At 65.0% G+C, this 15,591-nt stretch carries 16 protein-coding genes; 8 read left to right on the top strand and 8 right to left on the bottom strand.

Annotated features, from left to right (window positions below):
- Positions 1-140 precede the first annotated feature (140 nt).
- Positions 141-1,121 (top strand): YbhN family protein, encoded by a 981-nt coding sequence (locus LG047_RS01805; RefSeq protein WP_036281600.1) that lies wholly within the window; start codon positions 141-143, stop codon positions 1,119-1,121.
- 54 nt (positions 1,122-1,175) lie between these two features.
- Here LG047_RS01805 and LG047_RS01800 read toward each other — a convergent pair whose 3' ends face one another.
- From LG047_RS01800 to LG047_RS01790, 3 genes are all read right to left on the bottom strand, one after another.
- Positions 1,176-1,451, bottom strand: a complete 276-nt coding sequence (locus LG047_RS01800) for a DUF1153 domain-containing protein (protein ID WP_036281596.1) — start codon at positions 1,449-1,451, stop codon at positions 1,176-1,178.
- A gap of 283 nt (positions 1,452-1,734) precedes the next feature.
- On the bottom strand, positions 1,735-2,457 hold the full coding sequence (locus LG047_RS01795; RefSeq protein WP_227964945.1) for a cytochrome c biogenesis CcdA family protein: 723 nt from the start codon (positions 2,455-2,457) through the stop codon (positions 1,735-1,737).
- Between the two features lie 2 nt (positions 2,458-2,459).
- Positions 2,460-2,843, bottom strand: a complete 384-nt coding sequence (locus LG047_RS01790; protein ID WP_227964927.1) for a thioredoxin family protein — start codon at positions 2,841-2,843, stop codon at positions 2,460-2,462.
- A 91-nt stretch (positions 2,844-2,934) separates the two neighbouring features.
- Between LG047_RS01790 and mobA the strand changes: the two genes are divergently transcribed.
- Positions 2,935-3,546 carry a molybdenum cofactor guanylyltransferase MobA gene (gene mobA, locus LG047_RS01785; protein WP_227964926.1) on the top strand — a complete coding sequence of 204 codons (612 nt, stop codon included), beginning with the start codon at positions 2,935-2,937 and terminating at the stop codon, positions 3,544-3,546.
- A gap of 32 nt (positions 3,547-3,578) precedes the next feature.
- Here mobA and LG047_RS01780 read toward each other — a convergent pair whose 3' ends face one another.
- Positions 3,579-4,610, bottom strand: coding sequence for a cysteine synthase A (locus LG047_RS01780; protein WP_227964924.1), 1,032 nt, complete (start codon positions 4,608-4,610; stop codon positions 3,579-3,581).
- Positions 4,611-4,643: 33 nt separating this feature from the next.
- Positions 4,644-5,528 (bottom strand): aldose 1-epimerase family protein, encoded by an 885-nt coding sequence (locus tag LG047_RS01775; protein WP_227964922.1) that lies wholly within the window; start codon positions 5,526-5,528, stop codon positions 4,644-4,646.
- A 59-nt stretch (positions 5,529-5,587) separates the two neighbouring features.
- Here LG047_RS01775 and recJ point away from each other — a divergent pair, with 59 nt between their 5' ends.
- From recJ to LG047_RS01745, 6 genes are all read left to right on the top strand, one after another.
- Complete coding sequence (gene recJ / locus LG047_RS01770; protein WP_227964921.1) at positions 5,588-7,381, top strand: single-stranded-DNA-specific exonuclease RecJ; 1,794 nt, start codon at positions 5,588-5,590, stop codon at positions 7,379-7,381.
- A gap of 334 nt (positions 7,382-7,715) precedes the next feature.
- Entirely contained in the window at positions 7,716-8,711 is a 996-nt protein-coding gene (locus LG047_RS01765; protein ID WP_036281583.1) for a septal ring lytic transglycosylase RlpA family protein, read from the top strand.
- Positions 8,712-8,823: 112 nt separating this feature from the next.
- A complete protein-coding gene (locus LG047_RS01760; RefSeq protein WP_227968407.1) occupies positions 8,824-10,005 on the top strand; it encodes a D-alanyl-D-alanine carboxypeptidase family protein in 1,182 nt (393 codons plus the stop codon).
- The gene (tmk, locus tag LG047_RS01755; RefSeq protein WP_227964920.1) at positions 10,002-10,682 is read left to right on the top strand and encodes a dTMP kinase; all 681 of its coding nucleotides are present in this window, start codon (positions 10,002-10,004) and stop codon (positions 10,680-10,682) included. The genes LG047_RS01760 and tmk overlap by 4 nt, the downstream gene beginning before the upstream one ends.
- Positions 10,679-11,743 carry a DNA polymerase III subunit delta' gene (locus LG047_RS01750; protein WP_227964919.1) on the top strand — a complete coding sequence of 355 codons (1,065 nt, stop codon included), beginning with the start codon at positions 10,679-10,681 and terminating at the stop codon, positions 11,741-11,743. The genes tmk and LG047_RS01750 overlap by 4 nt, the downstream gene beginning before the upstream one ends.
- Before the next feature lie 84 nt (positions 11,744-11,827).
- Positions 11,828-13,561, top strand: a complete 1,734-nt coding sequence (locus LG047_RS01745; protein ID WP_227964918.1) for a TadE/TadG family type IV pilus assembly protein — start codon at positions 11,828-11,830, stop codon at positions 13,559-13,561.
- Positions 13,562-13,576: 15 nt separating this feature from the next.
- Here the strand turns inward: LG047_RS01745 and LG047_RS01740 are convergent, their stop codons facing one another.
- From LG047_RS01740 to LG047_RS01730, 3 genes are read right to left on the bottom strand one after another with little or no spacing between them, the layout of a single operon-like run.
- Positions 13,577-14,038, bottom strand: a complete 462-nt coding sequence (locus LG047_RS01740) for a hypothetical protein (RefSeq protein WP_227964917.1) — start codon at positions 14,036-14,038, stop codon at positions 13,577-13,579.
- Positions 14,035-15,270 carry a CCA tRNA nucleotidyltransferase gene (locus tag LG047_RS01735; protein WP_227964916.1) on the bottom strand — a complete coding sequence of 412 codons (1,236 nt, stop codon included), beginning with the start codon at positions 15,268-15,270 and terminating at the stop codon, positions 14,035-14,037. Before LG047_RS01735 ends, LG047_RS01740 begins: the two co-directional genes overlap by 4 nt.
- Positions 15,267-15,524 (bottom strand): DUF6111 family protein, encoded by a 258-nt coding sequence (locus LG047_RS01730; protein ID WP_036287162.1) that lies wholly within the window; start codon positions 15,522-15,524, stop codon positions 15,267-15,269. Before LG047_RS01730 ends, LG047_RS01735 begins: the two co-directional genes overlap by 4 nt.
- Positions 15,525-15,591 lie beyond the last annotated feature (67 nt).

Raw genomic sequence — 15,591 nt, 5'->3', positions numbered from 1 at the left:
GGCGTCCTCATGTGCTTCGAGCGCGGGCGGCGGCGGCGAATGGGGGGGTGGCACTTGCCCGCCGCCTGCCTACGTGCAAGGTAGTCGCGGGCCTTCTGCGGCCTCATTCGAAGATCGACGAATCTAGCGCGACGGGCCGCATGAGAAAACTGGCTGAATATTTCTGGCCGATCGTCGGCCTGGCCGCGGTTGTAGGCTCCTTCTACCTTCTCTACCACGAGTTCCAGGGCGAATCGGTCGGGACGGAGGTCTGGGCCAATCTCAAGGCGATTCCCCTCAGCGACTATCTGCTCGCCGCCCTCTCGACGCTGCTGGCTTACGCCGCGCTCGCCTGGTACGACCGGATTGCGCTGCTGCATCTTGGCGTGAAGCACATATCGTGGATTTTCATCTCGATGTGCTCCTTCACCACCTACGCGCTTTCGCACAACATCGGCGCGAGCGTCTTTTCGGGCGCCATGGTGCGTTACCGCGCCTATTCCTCCAAGGGGCTCACCGCCACGCAGGTGGCGGCGCTGGTTGTGCTGTGCTCCTATACTTTCGCTTTCGGCAATATTCTGCTCGGCGGCCTGCTGCTCACCTATGATCCCGCGATGTTGCAGCGCCTGTCCGGTTTTCTGCCGGATATTTTCACGCACCCGCATACAGCGCGCACCGTGGGCCTGATTTGCCTCGGCTTCGTCGCGCTCTACGTCGCCGGCTCGCTGATGCATATGAAGCCGTTCCGCTTCGGAAGCTTCACCATCATGTATCCGCGCCCGGACATCATGGTCCGCCAGCTTTTCGCGGCTCCCGCCGAGCTGATCGGCGCCGCCGGCATCATTTATTTCGCGCTGCCGGAGCAGGGGAACCCCGGCTACATCGTCGTGCTCGGAGCCTTCTTGCTTTCCTTCTCCGCAGCGCTGGTGTCGCATGCGCCGGGCGGCCTCGGCATTTTCGAGCTTCTCTTCATCAATCTGATGCCGGATGTCCCGCGCCTGCAGGTTCTGGCGGCGTTGCTCGTCTGGCGTCTCTTCTACCTCATTATCCCGCTGCTCGCGGCGCTGGTTGTCGTCGCCCTTTTCGAGCGCAAGAAGCTTATTGACCGACTGCGCGGCGAAACACGGGAAGCGCCAAAATGAAAAGGCCGGCGCAAAGGCCGGCCGTTTCCTGAAGGGCGCAGCGAGAGCGTCCCGTCACATGCGATATTGTTGAAGGCGAGTGGTGCGCAAGCCCGCGAGACCGTGCTGGTCGATCGACATCTGCCAGCTCAGGAACTCGTCAACCGTCAGCGTATAACGGCTACAGGCTTCATCGAGCGAAAGGAGCCCGCCGCGCACTGCGGCGACGACTTCCGCCTTGCGGCGGATGACCCATCGCTTGGTCGAAGGCGGGGGAAGGTCCGCTATTGTGAGCGGGCTGCCGTCAGGGCCGATGACATATTTGACACGCGGACGATGCGTCTCGGTCATATTGCTTACTCGCATACTCGTACGACCACACTGTGCCGAAAGATATAGACGCGAGCCGTTTAAGATTTACCTAAACGCGCTTGTCTCATAAGCAATTAAAAATATACCGTTTTTTAGGAGAAATTTCTGGATGCGGGTTTTTCGCGAATAATAACTTGGTCTTGGCCATATAAAAGATCGTCCAAAAAGTATTATTAGCGCGCGGCGGCGCTAGTTGTCGTTAATAACGTCTAAACAACAATCTAAGAATTGCTTAATTCTATGAGCCTGTCGGGGCGCGGCATTAAAACCTCGTCGTCAGTTGCGTCAGCCATTCGGGCGAGGCGGAGACGAGCCAGGCTTCGAGAGTCTTGTCGGCGCCGGTGACGATCATCACGCCCAACCCCAGCAGCAGCGCGCCGAGGGCCTGTTTCGCGCGCTTGCCGGCGGAGAGCAGACGGTCGCGCCATCGCGCCATCGTTTGCCGGGACAGCATGCCCAGGACCAGGAGCGGGAGGGCTGCGCCGACGCCAAACACTCCCATTGTGGCGGCCACGGCGCCGAGATCCTCGCCACGCGCGGCGAGCACGGAGGCGGCGCCGAGCGTGGGGCCAACGCAGGGACTCCAGACGGCGCCCAGCAGCAGCCCCAATCCGAATTGTCCGAACAGCCCGTTGGACGGACGGTCGCCGAAGGCGCTGTTGAGGCGGTCGCTAAGCGGTCCGCCGGCTGCCGCGATACGGATCTGCAACGCGGGCGCGAGCAGGACGGCGCCGAAAGCAATCATCAAAACCGCCGCGGCCTGACGAAAGGCGTCGCCGTCGAGGCCGATGCTGAAGCCGATTGTCGCCACGAAAAGCCCGATGACGACGAAGGACAAAGCGACGCCAAAGGCCAGAAGCGCCGGCGCAAGTCGATGCTCGGCCGCGGCGGCGCCGAGAACCAGGGGTAGCAGCGGCAGCACGCAGGGCGAGAGAACCGAGAGAAGTCCCGCGAGAAATGCGAGCCCGAGCGCGCCGGCGGCCATGGTCAGAGCGCCTTGTCGACGAGGGCGCCGATCGAGCCAGGGTCGGTCTCGCCGACCGAGCGGCCGATTTCCTTGACGCCCTTGAAGACGATGATCGTGCTCTGCTGCGTCGCCCTCAGCGCTCTTACGGCGTCCTTCTGTCCGTCGAAATCGACACGGAAGGCGGCGACATTGGAGAATTTCGGATCGCTTTCGAGCTTGCGAAGGATCGGCTCCTGCGCGCGGCAGGTGGGGCACCAGGGGGCGTAGACATGCACGACAATCGATTTGCCGGCCGCCTGCGCGGCGGCGAAGGTCTTGGCGTCGAACGCCTGCTCGGCGGCTGCGGCGATTCCCGGCGCGGCGAGAACAGCGAAAAGGGCAAGCAGGCTGCGGCGTGAGAACATGCTGGGCTCCGATTGAGAATTGGGGCTATCGACGACTTGTCGCCCCAATTAGATGGGGTCGTGATCAAACGATGCAAATTCGGAAGGCGCAATGACGCAATGTGTCGGAATTCTTCTCGCTGGAGGTCTCGCCCGGCGCATGGGCGGCGGCGACAAGCCGCTGGCGGAAATCGGGGGGCGGGCGATCCTCGCCCATGTCATCGAGCGGCTCGCGCCCCAATGCGCCGGCCTGGCGCTGAACGCCAATGGCGATCCCGCGCGCTTCGCCGCCTTCGGCCTGCCGGTCGTGGCCGATAGCGTCGAGGGTTTCGTCGGCCCGCTCGCCGGCGTCCTGGCGGGGATGGATTACGCAGCCGGACATTACCCGGAGGCGACGGACGTCATCAGCGCGCCGGCCGACACGCCCTTTCTGCCGGCAGACCTCGTCACGCGCCTCTCGGCCGAACGCCGGAGAGCAGGCGCGCAAATCGCCGTCGCCGCGTCAGGCGGGCGCGTGCATCATGCGGTGGCGCTCTGGCCGGTCGCGCTGCGCGAACCCCTGCGCCGCGCGCTGATCGAGGAGGGCGAGCGCAAGGTCTCGGCCTTCATCGCGCGCTATCCCGACGTGACGGTGGACTGGCCGGCCGAGCCTGTGGACCCGTTCTTCAATGTGAACCGTCCGGAGGATTTGGCGCTGGCGGCCTCTATGGCGGAAAAGGCGTAAGCTAGGACCGCCGGGAGGGCCATCCCGCCCCCTCAGACGAAACCCGGATCCATCTGCGTCTTCTTCTCCAGCCAGCCCGGCGTCGGCAGATGCTGGCTGCGCAGAAATTCGGGATTGAAAAGTTTGGACGCGTAGCGCGCTCCGCCGTCGCAGAGGATCGTCACGATCGTGTGTCCCGGCCCGAGTTCGCGGGCGAGGCGCATGGCGCCGGCGACATTGATTCCCGACGAGCCGCCGAGCAGCAGGCCCTCGTCCTGCGCCAGCGCGAAGACGATGTCGAGCGCCTCGGCGTCGGGGATGCGATAGGCGACGTCGATGGGCGCGCCCTCTAGATTGGCGGTGATGCGCCCCTGGCCGATGCCCTCGGTGATCGAGGAGCCCTCGGCCTTCAGTTCGCCGGTCGTATAGTAGGAGTAGAGAGCGGCCCCGTGCGGATCGGCGAGGCCGATGCGGATGTCCGGATTGCGCTCCTTGAGCGCCATGCCGACTCCCGCGAGCGTGCCGCCCGTGCCGCAGGCGCAGATGAAGGCGTCAACTTCGCCGCCGAGTTCGTCGTAAATCTCGGGTCCGGTTGTCCGTATATGCGCCTCGCGGTTGGCGACGTTGTCGAACTGGTTGGCCCAGACCGCGCCGTTCGGCTCCTCCTTCGCCAGCCGCTCCGCAAGACGGCCCGAGATCTTCACGTAATTGTTGGGGTTGGCGTAGGGAACGGCCGGCACCTCGACGAGCTGCGCGCCCTGAAGGCGCAGCATGTCCTTCTTCTCCTGGCTCTGTGTCTCGGGGATCACGATCACTGTGCGGAAGCCGAGCGCATTCGCGACCAGCGCGAGGCCAATGCCCGTATTTCCCGCCGTGCCCTCGACGATCACGCCGCCGGGCTTCAGCGCGCCGCGGGCGATGGCGTCCTTGACTATATAGAGAGCCGCGCGGTCCTTCACCGAGCCGCCGGGGTTCATGAACTCCGCCTTGCCGAGGATGCGGCAGCCGGTGGCTTTGGACGCGGCCCGCAATTCGATGAGCGGGGTGCGGCCAATGGCCTCGATGACGCTGGGGGCGATGGTCATGAATGTTTCCTGCAGGAGGGGAATGTTCCGTTCCTAGCCGACAGAGCCGTTTTGCTCAAAGGCAAAAGTCGCGCCGTGCCGCGCGCTGGCGCCGGGGGCGAGGATGCGCATCGATGGTTTTTCATAGAGTTCCCCATGAAAATCGTCGGGATCGCCATGGCCGGTCCATGGCTCGATGCAGAGATAGGGGGCGGGCGGCAGCGTCCAGAAACCGACATGTGGGAAGTCGTCGAGCGTCACGGACAGTCTCGCTCCGGCGCCATTGTCGAAGGCGAGGCTGCGGCTGGCGATGTCCAGAAAGCAGATTGCGTCGTGCGCGAAGATTTCCGGCGCGAGCGGAAGCCGGGCGCCGGTGAGTGGCGTTCTTTTCGTCAGCGTCGAGAAAAGACCGCCGGGGGCGATGATCGGAACGTCCGCGCGCTCCTCCTTCTCGAAGACGATGGCGTGTTCCGCGGCCGATCGGGCCAGCGGCCAGCGGAAGGCCGGATGTAGGCCGCAGGCATAGGGCAGCGGCCGGTCCCCCGTGTTCGTCACGATGAGATTATTGTCGAGCGCGCCGGCGCGCAGCCGGAACTCGACCTCGAAACGGAAGGCGAAGGGATAAAGCGCGCGGGTCTCCGCGTCATCGACGAGGGCGAGGCGGAGATAATCCTCGCGCCTTTCGGCGATCTCGAAGCGCTTCTTCCACGCGAAGCCATGCAGCGCGAGGGGATAGGTCTGACCGTCAACCCTGACGCTACCGTCGCGGGTCCAGCCGACCACGGGGAACAATACCGGCGCGGTCTGGTCCCAGATTTCCGGATCCTTCGCCCAGATCAGATCGACGCCGCCGGCGCGCCAGGCGGCGAGTTCCGCGCCGAAGGTCAGGATTTCGGCCGTGTCGCCGTTCGCATGGGTGAGGAGAATCTTGTCGCTCATGCTTTAACTTATACATCCACTTGAACTTGTCGCGCGCCACGACGGGAGCACATCTGCAAATGGTTGAAGTTAAAACGGCTTTTCTTGGCGTCGAACGATCCGTCCTCGGCCGGCCATGGCGGGCGCGGCTGGACGCGTCCGGCGAGGCGCTGGCTTTGGCGCTCGCCCAGACCCACGGGCTCGACGACATGCTGGCCCGCGTCCTCGCGGGGCGGGGCGTGAGCGTGGCCGAGGTTGAGCGCTATCTCGACCCGACGATCCGGACGCTGATGCCCGACCCGTCGACCGTGCGGGACATGGACGCCGCCGTGGACCGGCTCGCGAGAGCGATCGAGACCGGAGAGCAGATCGCCATTTTCGGCGACTACGACGTCGATGGCGCCTGCTCCTCGGCCCTGCTGATCGACTATTGGCGGGTGGCCGGGGCGCCGGAGCCCTTGCTGCATATCCCCGACCGGATCTTCGAGGGCTATGGGCCAAACGCCGAAGCGATCCGCAATCTTGCCGGGCGGGGAGCCACGCTCCTCGTGACCGTCGACTGCGGGACGACAAGCCATGAGCCTTTCGCCGTGGCGCGGGAGCTGGGCCTCGACGTTATCGTGCTCGACCACCATCAGGCGCCCGAGCATCTTCCCCACGCGATTGTCGTGAACCCGAACCGGCAGGACGACCTCTCGGGGCAGGGCGGGCTTTGCGCCGCCGGGGTCGTTTTTTTGGCGCTCGTGGGGCTGTCGCGGATGCTGCGGACCCGGGACTGGTGGGGCGACCATCGCCCGGCGCCCGACCTGCTTTCCTCCCTCGACCTCGTTGCGCTGGCCACGGTGGCGGATGTCGCGCCCCTCTCAGGGCTCAATCGCGCCTTCGTCGCCAAGGGACTCTCGGTAATGCGCAACCGGTCACGCACCGGTCTGGCGGCTCTGATGGACGCTGCCCGAATGGATGGGCCTCCGCGCGCCTACCATCTTGGCTTCGCGCTCGGTCCCAGAATCAACGCGGGCGGCCGGATCGGCGACGCGGGCCTGGGAGCGCGCCTGTTGACCCTCTCCGATCCGGTCGAAGCCAGCCGGATCGCGCGTGAGCTGGATCGCCTGAACGCCGAGCGTCAGGTGATCGAACGGGAGGCGCTGGAAGCCGCGGTTGCGCTGGCCGAGGAGCAATTCGTTAAAACGAACAGGCTATCCTGTCTCGTGGTCGAAGGCTCGGACTGGCATCCCGGCGTTGTCGGCCTGATCGCCGCGAGGTTGAAAGAGAAGTTTAACTTACCATCGTTTGCTATTGCTTTTAATGGAGAAACTGGTTCAGGTTCAGGTAGAAGTTTAAGTGGAGTCGATATCGGAAAGACCGTGCGTCGGGCGGTTGAACTTGGGCTGGCGGTAAAAGGCGGCGGTCACGCCATGGCGGCCGGGATCACGGTCCTCGCCGACCGCGTCGCCGCCCTGCGCGAATTTCTCAACGACGCCCTCGCCGAACAGGTGGAGGCCGCCCGAGGCGCAGACGCCCTGGTCATTGACGCCGCGCTCAGCGGTCGCGGCGTGAATCTGGATCTTCTTCGCCGGGTGGAGAAGGCTGGGCCATTCGGGCAGGGCAACCCGGAGCCGCTTTTCGTTCTGCCGGAGCAGCGGATCGTCGACGCCGCGGTCGTCGGAACGGGTCATGTCCGCGCCCGGCTGCGTTCCGGGGACGGCGCCTCGGTGGACGCCATCGCCTTCCGGGCTGGCGGCTCGCCGCTCGGCGAGGCGTTGCTCGGCGGGCGGGGGGAGCGCTTTCATGTGGCGGCGCGATTGTCGGCCAATCAGTTCCGTGGCGTCGAGCGGGTCGAGACCCGGATCGCCGATCTGGCGCGGGCCGACTGAAGCCGGTGTGGCCGCAGCGCCACAGCTCGTCGAAATCGCGCCGGCCGCAGCCTCGACAATGCGCATTGCCGCATTTCTGACCAAATCGAGCCGCCTTTTCGCCTCGGCGACATCCTGTCGTTAACGACAAGTTTGCAATTCGGCGAGAAACTCCAAGGCCCAAGGTGAGCGCAAGACAAATCAGGGTCATGCGCGGAGCCCGGCGCTCTTCCCGAGCGGGCATCGAGGTTTTGGCCGGTTAGGACGGGCTTCAGCGCTTCGGGCTGAAGCCTCTTTCTCGACAAGGACGATCTCGATGCGATCTGTCGTGTCCCGGAACCAGATGTGCTTGTTAATGAAGAATTTTGCGCCGGATATCGGTCGTCTACGCGGATCGCTCCTTATCCTTTCCCTCGGCGCTCTGGCCGGATGTTCCTCGACGACGCAATACCCCCGCTATGCCAGCCTTGGCGGAAGCGGAGCCATTGACCCGCGTTATGGCGTTCGGGCGAGCCCTCGCGTCATCGCCGACGGCGAGGAAGTGCCGAAGGGCGGCGGCTCCTTCATGGTCGGCAAGCCCTACAAGATTGCGGGCCGCACCTATTATCCCAGCGAGAAGCCCTACGCCGCGACCGGGACCGCGTCATGGTACGGCGCGGATTTTCATGGCCGCCGCACGGCCAATGGCGAGATTTTCGATCGCCAGTCGATCAGCGCCGCTCATCCGACGATGCCGCTTCCGAGCTACGCGCGCGTCACCAATCTGAACAACGCGCGTTCGATGGTCGTGCGCGTCAATGATCGCGGCCCCTACCACGGCGGCCGGGTCATGGACGTTTCCCAGCGCGTCGCAGAAGCCCTCGACTTCCACAGGGCGGGAACCGCCAAGGTGCGGGTCGAGTGGATCGGCCGCGCCGATCTCGCCGGCGACGACGACGCGAAGCTTCTGGCCACGCTTCGCGACGACGGTCCCGCGACTCTCGACAGCGGCGCCTCGATCATGACCGCGGCCCGGCAGGGCGCGCCAGCCGCCATACGGGCCGCGACGGCCGAACTGCGTGAGGCGCAGCCGGTCGCTGGCGCTTCGACGGAAGAGGTGGTCCGTCCGAACGAAAGCGAGATGATGGCCTACGCGGGCGACAACGCCCGAGCCGACCCGCAGGGCGGAGAGACGATCGCGGACAAGGCGGGCGCCGCCGTCTCCAATGTCGATAATGTCGACGCCGAGCCCGTCGCTTCACACCGCCACAAGGAGGCGAAGGAGGCCGCCGTGCCTCTGCCGCCGACGCGTCCGGCGTCCTTCGGCCGTCAGGCCTCGGGCAAGCCCGCGATCCGTCAGGCGATGAATTGAGGGGCATGTTGTAAACACGCGGTTCTGCATTGCAATTTCCGGCGCCGCGGGTCATCTTCCGAGGCGCGTCGCCAATGGCGCGGCGCGGCCAAGCGGAGCGCGCCCCTTGTCCATGCTTTCTTTTCGCTACCTTATCGCGGCGGTTTTCGTCGCTGTCTCGTCGCTGTTTTCCGGTTCCGCGCTGGCGCAGGCATTCCAGACCAGCGTTCCCAACGCCATTCTGATCGACGCCGGCACCAACACGGTTCTCTTCGAGAAGGGCGCCGACGATCTCGTCACGCCGGCTTCGACCGTGAAGATCCTCACGGCCGAAATGATCTTTCGCGAATTGACGGAAGGCCGCCTGAAGCTCGGGGACGTGTTCACCGTCTCCGAATACGCCTGGCGCAATGGCGGCGCGCCTGCGGGCGGCTCGGCGATGTTCCTGAAGGTGAACAGTCAGGCGACGGTCGAGGATTTGTTGCGTGGCCTCCTGATCGACTCGGGCAACGACGCCGCGCTCGTGCTTGCGGAGGGCGTCGCCGGGTCGGAAGAGGCCTTCGTCATGCGCATGAACAAGCGCGCCTCCGAGCTCGGCCTCGTCAAGTCGCGCTTCGGCAATCCCTGGGGCAAGGCGAGCGACGACCAGAAGGTGACGCCACGCGAGATGGCGAAGCTCGCCCTGCATGTCATCCGGACCTATCCGGATTTCTATAAATATTTCGGGGAGAAGGAATTCACCTGGAACAACATCCGGCAGCAGAACCGTAATCCGCTGTTGACGATGAGCATCGGCGCGGACGGGCTAAAGACCGGCAATATCGAGAAGGGCGACTTCGGCATCGTCGGCTCGGCGAACCAGGAGGGACGTCGGCTGATCGTCGCCGTTTACGGGGCTAAGACGGCCAAGGAGCGGGCCGAGGAAGCGCGCAAGCTTCTCCAATGGGGGTTCCGTAACTTCGAGGAAAAGGATCTGTTCAAGGTGGGCGAGCCGATCGGCCCGGCGCAGATTTATGGAGGGGTGCAGGGCTCGGTCGATCTCGTCTCGAAGACCGACGTCAAGGTGCTGCTCCCTCGGGGCGGGACGGAGAAGCTCACGGGCAAGATCGTCTATGAGGGGCCGGTGATTGCGCCGGTCGAGGCGGGCGCGGGCATCGGGCGTCTGGAGGTGAAGCGCGGAAACGCCGTCGTGCTGGAGCAGCCGCTCGAGGCGGCCGAATCCGTCGCCGAGGGTTCGCTGTCGAGCCGCGCTTTCGACGCCGTTTACGAATACGCCGCCGCGAAGATCCACGAAAAGCTCAACAAGAAGAAATGAACGCGGCCGCGCCGGCTGAAAGAGGCCGGTTCATCACTTTCGAGGGCGGCGAGGGCGCCGGGAAGTCGACGCAGCTAGCGAGGCTCGCGGAACATTTGCGCCGGCGGGGGATCGAAGTGGTGGCGACGCGCGAGCCCGGCGGCACGCCCAAGGCCGAAAAGCTGCGCGAGGTTCTCCTCTCGGGCCGCATTGCTCCGCTCGGGCCGCTCGCCGAGGCCGCGCTTTTCGCCGCCGCGCGGATCGACCATGTAGAAAGCCTGATCGCGCCGGCGCTGGCGCGCGGGGCCTGGGTGCTCAGCGATCGTTTCGCGGACTCGACCCGCGCCTATCAGGGGGCGCGCGGCGGCGTGGACGATGCGTCGATCTCGCTGCTGGAGCGGGCGGCGATCGGAAATGTCCGGCCGGATCTCACCATCATCCTCGATCTGCCGCCTCAGGAGGGTCTCGCGCGGGCCGCCAGCCGAAGGGCGGCGGGCGTGGCGCCCGACCGTTTCGAGGCGGAGGAGGAGCTTTTCCACGAAGAGCTGCGGCGCGCCTTTCTCGATATCGCCGAGCAGGAGCCCGAGCGCTGCTGCGTCGTGAACGGCGCGCTGGCGGCGGATGAAGTCGCTCAGGCGATCCGCCAGCTCGTCGACGCCCGCTTTCTCTCGCGCCTCGGCGAAGCAGCCGCCGAATGAGCAAGGAAGTCTCCGGACCACCCGAGAGCGATCGCTATGACGACGCGCCGCATCCGCGCGAGACGCTGGCATTTTTCGGCAATGCGGCGGCCGAGCGCGAATTGCTGGACGCCTACCGCCGCAACCGGATGGCGCAGGCCTGGATCATCGGCGGGCCGGAGGGGATCGGAAAGGCGACGCTCGCCTGGCGCCTCGCGCGCTTCCTCCTCGCGCATCCCGAGCCCCACGCGCCGGCGGTGCAGGGGGCGGAGAGCCTCGCTGTGCCGGCGGATCATCCGGCCGCGCGCCGCATCTCGACCATGGCGCTGGCCGACATCTTCCTGCTGCGTCGCGAGTGGAACGAAAAGACCAAAAAGCACTTCACCGAGATTCGCGTGGACGATGTGCGCGAGATCGCCCGCTCTTTCCATCAGGGCTCGGGGACGGGCGGCTGGCGCATCGCCATCGTCGATTGCGCCGATGATCTCAACCGCAGCGCGGCGAATGCTCTGTTGAAGCTGGTCGAGGAGCCACCAGAGCGTTCCCTCTTCCTTTTCATCGCGCATCAGCCGGGGCGAATCCTTCCGACGATCCGCTCACGCTGCCGCAAGCTCATGCTCGGCGCCTTGACCGAAGCGGAGACCGTTGCGGCCGTCGAGGCGCTGGGCGCGCCATGGTCGGATCGATCGAAAAGTGAGATCGAGGCCGCAGCCGCGCGCGCCGAAGGCTCTGTGCGCGAGACACTGCGCCTTTTGAGCGGCGACGCCATGGCTTTCGACGCCGGCGTCGCGCGGCTGTTCGACCGCCTGCCGCAAGTAGACTGGCTCGGGGTGCACATGCTCGCCGACAAGATCACCGGCCGCGACAATGAGGACGCTTACGAGACATTCATGCGCGCATTGCAACGGCACCTCGACTCGCGCGTCCGCGCGCTGGCGCAGGCCGGAGCGGCGCCTGCCCGGCTCGTCGGCTATGCGCGCGCATGGGAAGAGATCCGCGAAATCGCCCGCGAAACAGAAGTCTTCAACTTCGACAAGCGCGCGATGGTGCTGGGCGTATTCGAGCGATTAATGCGTCTGTAAACATATCTGAAAAATAAGGTTCAAGATAACTTTAGCTTGAGCATTGCCTGCCAATTTCAGCTCCGACCAGATCGGGGCTGCATAATGAAGCGACCAGTCAACGAATTCGTTTCCGACCATCGCGGCAATGTCGTGATGCTCTTCGGGCTGTCGGTCATCCCTGTCATGATGATGGCCGGCGCAGCCGTCGACTATGCGCGCGGCGTCACGACGCACAAGGTTCTCCAACAGGGAGCCGACACGGCCGCGCTCGCGGTCGCGTCGAGAATCACCGCCGCCACTTCAACCGCAGACGCCATCAAGCAGGCCCAGAACGTCTTGCGCTCCGCCAGCCAACGCCTCGCCGCCGCGACGATCAGCAACGCCACGATCTCGGCGGACAGAAAGACGTTTTGCATCGACGCGCAGGTCAGCATTCCGACCATGATCATGAAGATTGCGCGCATCGACTCGATGTCGCCTGCCGTGACGTCCTGCGCCGAAATCGGCGGCGGCTCGACCAATTACGAGATTGCGCTCGCGCTCGACAATTCCGGCTCGATGAATGAAAGCGCCGGAGGAGCGACGAAAATTCAATCCCTGAAAACGGCCGCGACGAATTTCGTCAACTCGATGTTCGCGAAGTCGCCCGGAAAGGTGAAGATCGCGATCACGCCCTTCGCGGGTCTCGTCATTCCGGTAGACCCGACCGTTGCGGCGAACAGGGCGCTGCCGTGGATCGACGTCAATGGGCTGTCCTCCCAGCACTGGATCACTTTCGGCGGCAAGGCGAACGCCAACGCCGCGGGCTTCACGAGCCGTTTCAATGTGTTCTCTAATCTGAAATCCCAGCGCGCCGACTGGGATTTCGGCGGCTGCTACGAGCCGCAGCCCTATCCGATGAATGTTACCGAGACGGCGCCGACGGCCGGCAATGCGGAAACGCTCTTCGTGCCCTATCTGGCCCCGGACGAGCCGGACTCATCGGCCTATGAAAACAATTACCTGAACGACGACGGCGGGGGCTGCAGCCTGTGGACCTTCGGCGGCTGGACTGATCTGACTCGCACATGCAAATACAAACCCGCGACCGGCTGGACCAGCGGGATCTGGAGCTGGTTCGGCGCCACCGCCGGGAATGGCTGGACCGGCGGCGTCTTCGCTTCGAGAGGCGGCGCCTTCAACGGGCCGAACGGGATGTGTCCCAACGCCGCGACACAAACGGCGCTCCAGCTCACGCCAACGCAATCGACCATAACGGCAAAAATCGCGCAACTCACTGCCGCGGGCGACACAAATCTGCATGAAGGGGTAATGTGGGCGTGGCGCTCGATTTCGCCAAATCCGCCATTCAGCGCGGGCAGCGCCTACAACACCGCGGGCGTCCGAAAAATTCTCGTGCTGATGACCGACGGCTACAACAACTGGACCAGCAACACCAACACGGTCGGCGGCTCCTATTACGAAGCGCTTGGCTATTACAGCTACAATGGCGCAAAGAACAGACGGCTCCCCGACGGCACGCAGGGAAATGGCGTCGACTATCAGTCGCAATTAGACGGGGCGGCGAATAGCTGGACGGATTACAAGTCCGTGTCCCGGCAGGCGCAGGACGAGCTGACGCGCCAATCGTGCGAGAACGCCAAGGCGAAGGGGATCGAAATCTATTCGATCGCCTTCTCGGTCTCGACCAACCCGATCGACGCCGCCGGCATCAATCTGCTCAAGAGTTGCGCCACGAATGCGGATCATTATTTGCTGGCGACCGACTCCACGCAGATCGACCGCGCCTTTTCGCAGATAGCCATGAATCTCTCGAAACTGCGGCTGTCGCGTTGAGTCGAGGCGAAGGCGCTATTTGCACGCCTTCGGCTTCTCGTGGGATAGGATGAAGGTCTTGTGCGCGGCGTCGGAGAACGACTTCCGATCCAGATCGCCGTTCTTCGCATCCGCTTCGAAGCCGATGTAGTCGATAACCTCCAGCCGAAGCTTGTCGCCGTCAGGGGTCGCGCGAACATGCCCGCTGTCGCCGTCGAGGTCACAACGTAGGGAGGCGCCCTCCGGTTTACAGGGGCCTCCGGCGTCCCATGGACGCTTGTCGCTCTTGAGATGGACACGGACCCCGTACTGCGGGGGATCGTAATCGCCTTCCATCCGCTCGAACTGGATTCGCCGGATGATCTGGCGCGGGTTTTTCGCCAGATGGTCGGCGTCGTAGACGCGGACGTAGCATCCTTGCAATTGCGCGGCCTCCGCCCGCGCCGCCAGGGCGGCGGTAATGGCAAGAATCGCGACGGCCAGTTTCTTCCGCGTCATTCCTTGATCCCCACCGCCTCTTCCAGCAGTTGCATCACTGCCTGCGGGTCGCGGGGAAATCCTGCGCGAATCCATTGAGCCTGCAAAGACTTCAGCACCGCGCCAAGCTCGCGTCCCGGCGCCACGCCCCGCGCGATGAGATCCGCGCCCCGGATCGGGAAGGCGGGGGCAGGGGTCTCGTCGAGATATTTTGCCGCCTCGAGCCACTGCGGATCATCCGGCGCGGCTGCGCTCTCGGCGAAAGCCAGCGCCAGAGCGTCGGCCGCGGCGCGCGCGCCGCAGATGAACAGCATCTCCCGCAGATGCGAGACCGGCGGCGGGCGCTCGATCCCATGAAGGGCCGCAAGCGTGCGTGCGGCGGAGGAAAGCCGCGACCATTCGTCGTTGGAAAGGCGCAGCCGATCCCGCAGCCGCTCCGCGTCCTCGACCGTCAGCACGGCGAAGGCGGCAAGGCGCAGGACCGCGTCGGGTTTCTTTCCCTGCGCGGCCTCGAAAGCGGCGAGCCGCTCAAGTCGCGCCGGATAGCCCATGCCGAGAATGACCTCGATCACCCCGGCCTGCGACATGGCCCGCATCACCTCCGGCGCGCGGCGGGCCGGGAGCAGTTTCACCAGTTCGGCCCGAACGCGCTCGCGCGACAGCCGGGCGAGATTCTCGCGCGCGATGATCGATTCGTGCAACCCTTCGCGGTCGAAGGCGCCTTCGCCGTGGGAGGCGTTGAAGCGGAAGAAACGCAGGACGCGCAGATAATCCTCGCGGATTCGCGTCGCCGCGTCGCCGATGAAGCGGATGCGCCGGGCTTCCAGATCCGCAATCCCGCCCGTGGGGTCGTGCAGTTCGCCGTCGGGCGTCAGCGACAGGGCGTTGACCGTAAAGTCGCGGCGCCTTGCGTCCTGGTCGAAATCGCCGCCGAAGCGGACCTTGGCGAAGCGGCCGTCGGTCTCGACGTCTTCCCGCAATGTCGTGACTTCGAAGGGCGTTCCGGCGACGACGATCGTCACCGTGCCATGCTCGATGCCCGTCGGGACGCCCTTCAGTCCCGCATCCCGCGCCGCCGCGAGCACGTCCTCGGGCAGGGCGGTCGTCGCCAGATCGATCTCATGCGGCGGAAGCCCGAAAAGGGCGTCCCGCACGGCCCCGCCGACGACGCGGGTCTCGCCGCCCGTTTTCGCCAGAGCGGCGAAAAGCGTCGCGAGGCGCGGATCATCGAGCAGCCTTTGCGCGAGGTTCATTGAAAGCGGCCCGGCACAAGCTTGCCGTTCTCGACATGGGCGGGGACATAGACGCCCTGATTGCGCTCGGTCAGGCCGAGCGCCAGCATCCCCCCGATGGCGACGACGAGCCCCGCGATCGTGAGCAGCGAAACGATCCTGCCGTGCCAGAGTTCGCGCACGAATGGCCAGCGCCGCTGCAGCAGATGAAACAGCGCATAGGCGACGAAGGGAGTCAGAAAGAGAAGGGCGGTTTCGACAACTGCGCGCCACATGGGCGATGGGGCCTTTCCGGCGATTGAAACGACGGTCCTCTTATACATGTTTGGCGCGCATGGCGGC

This window comes from Methylocystis sp. WRRC1, assembly GCF_020733155.1.
GTDB lineage: Bacteria > Pseudomonadota > Alphaproteobacteria > Rhizobiales > Beijerinckiaceae > Methylocystis.
Note: the sequence above shows the minus strand (reverse complement) of the source record. Positions and strands in the feature narration are given on the sequence as shown.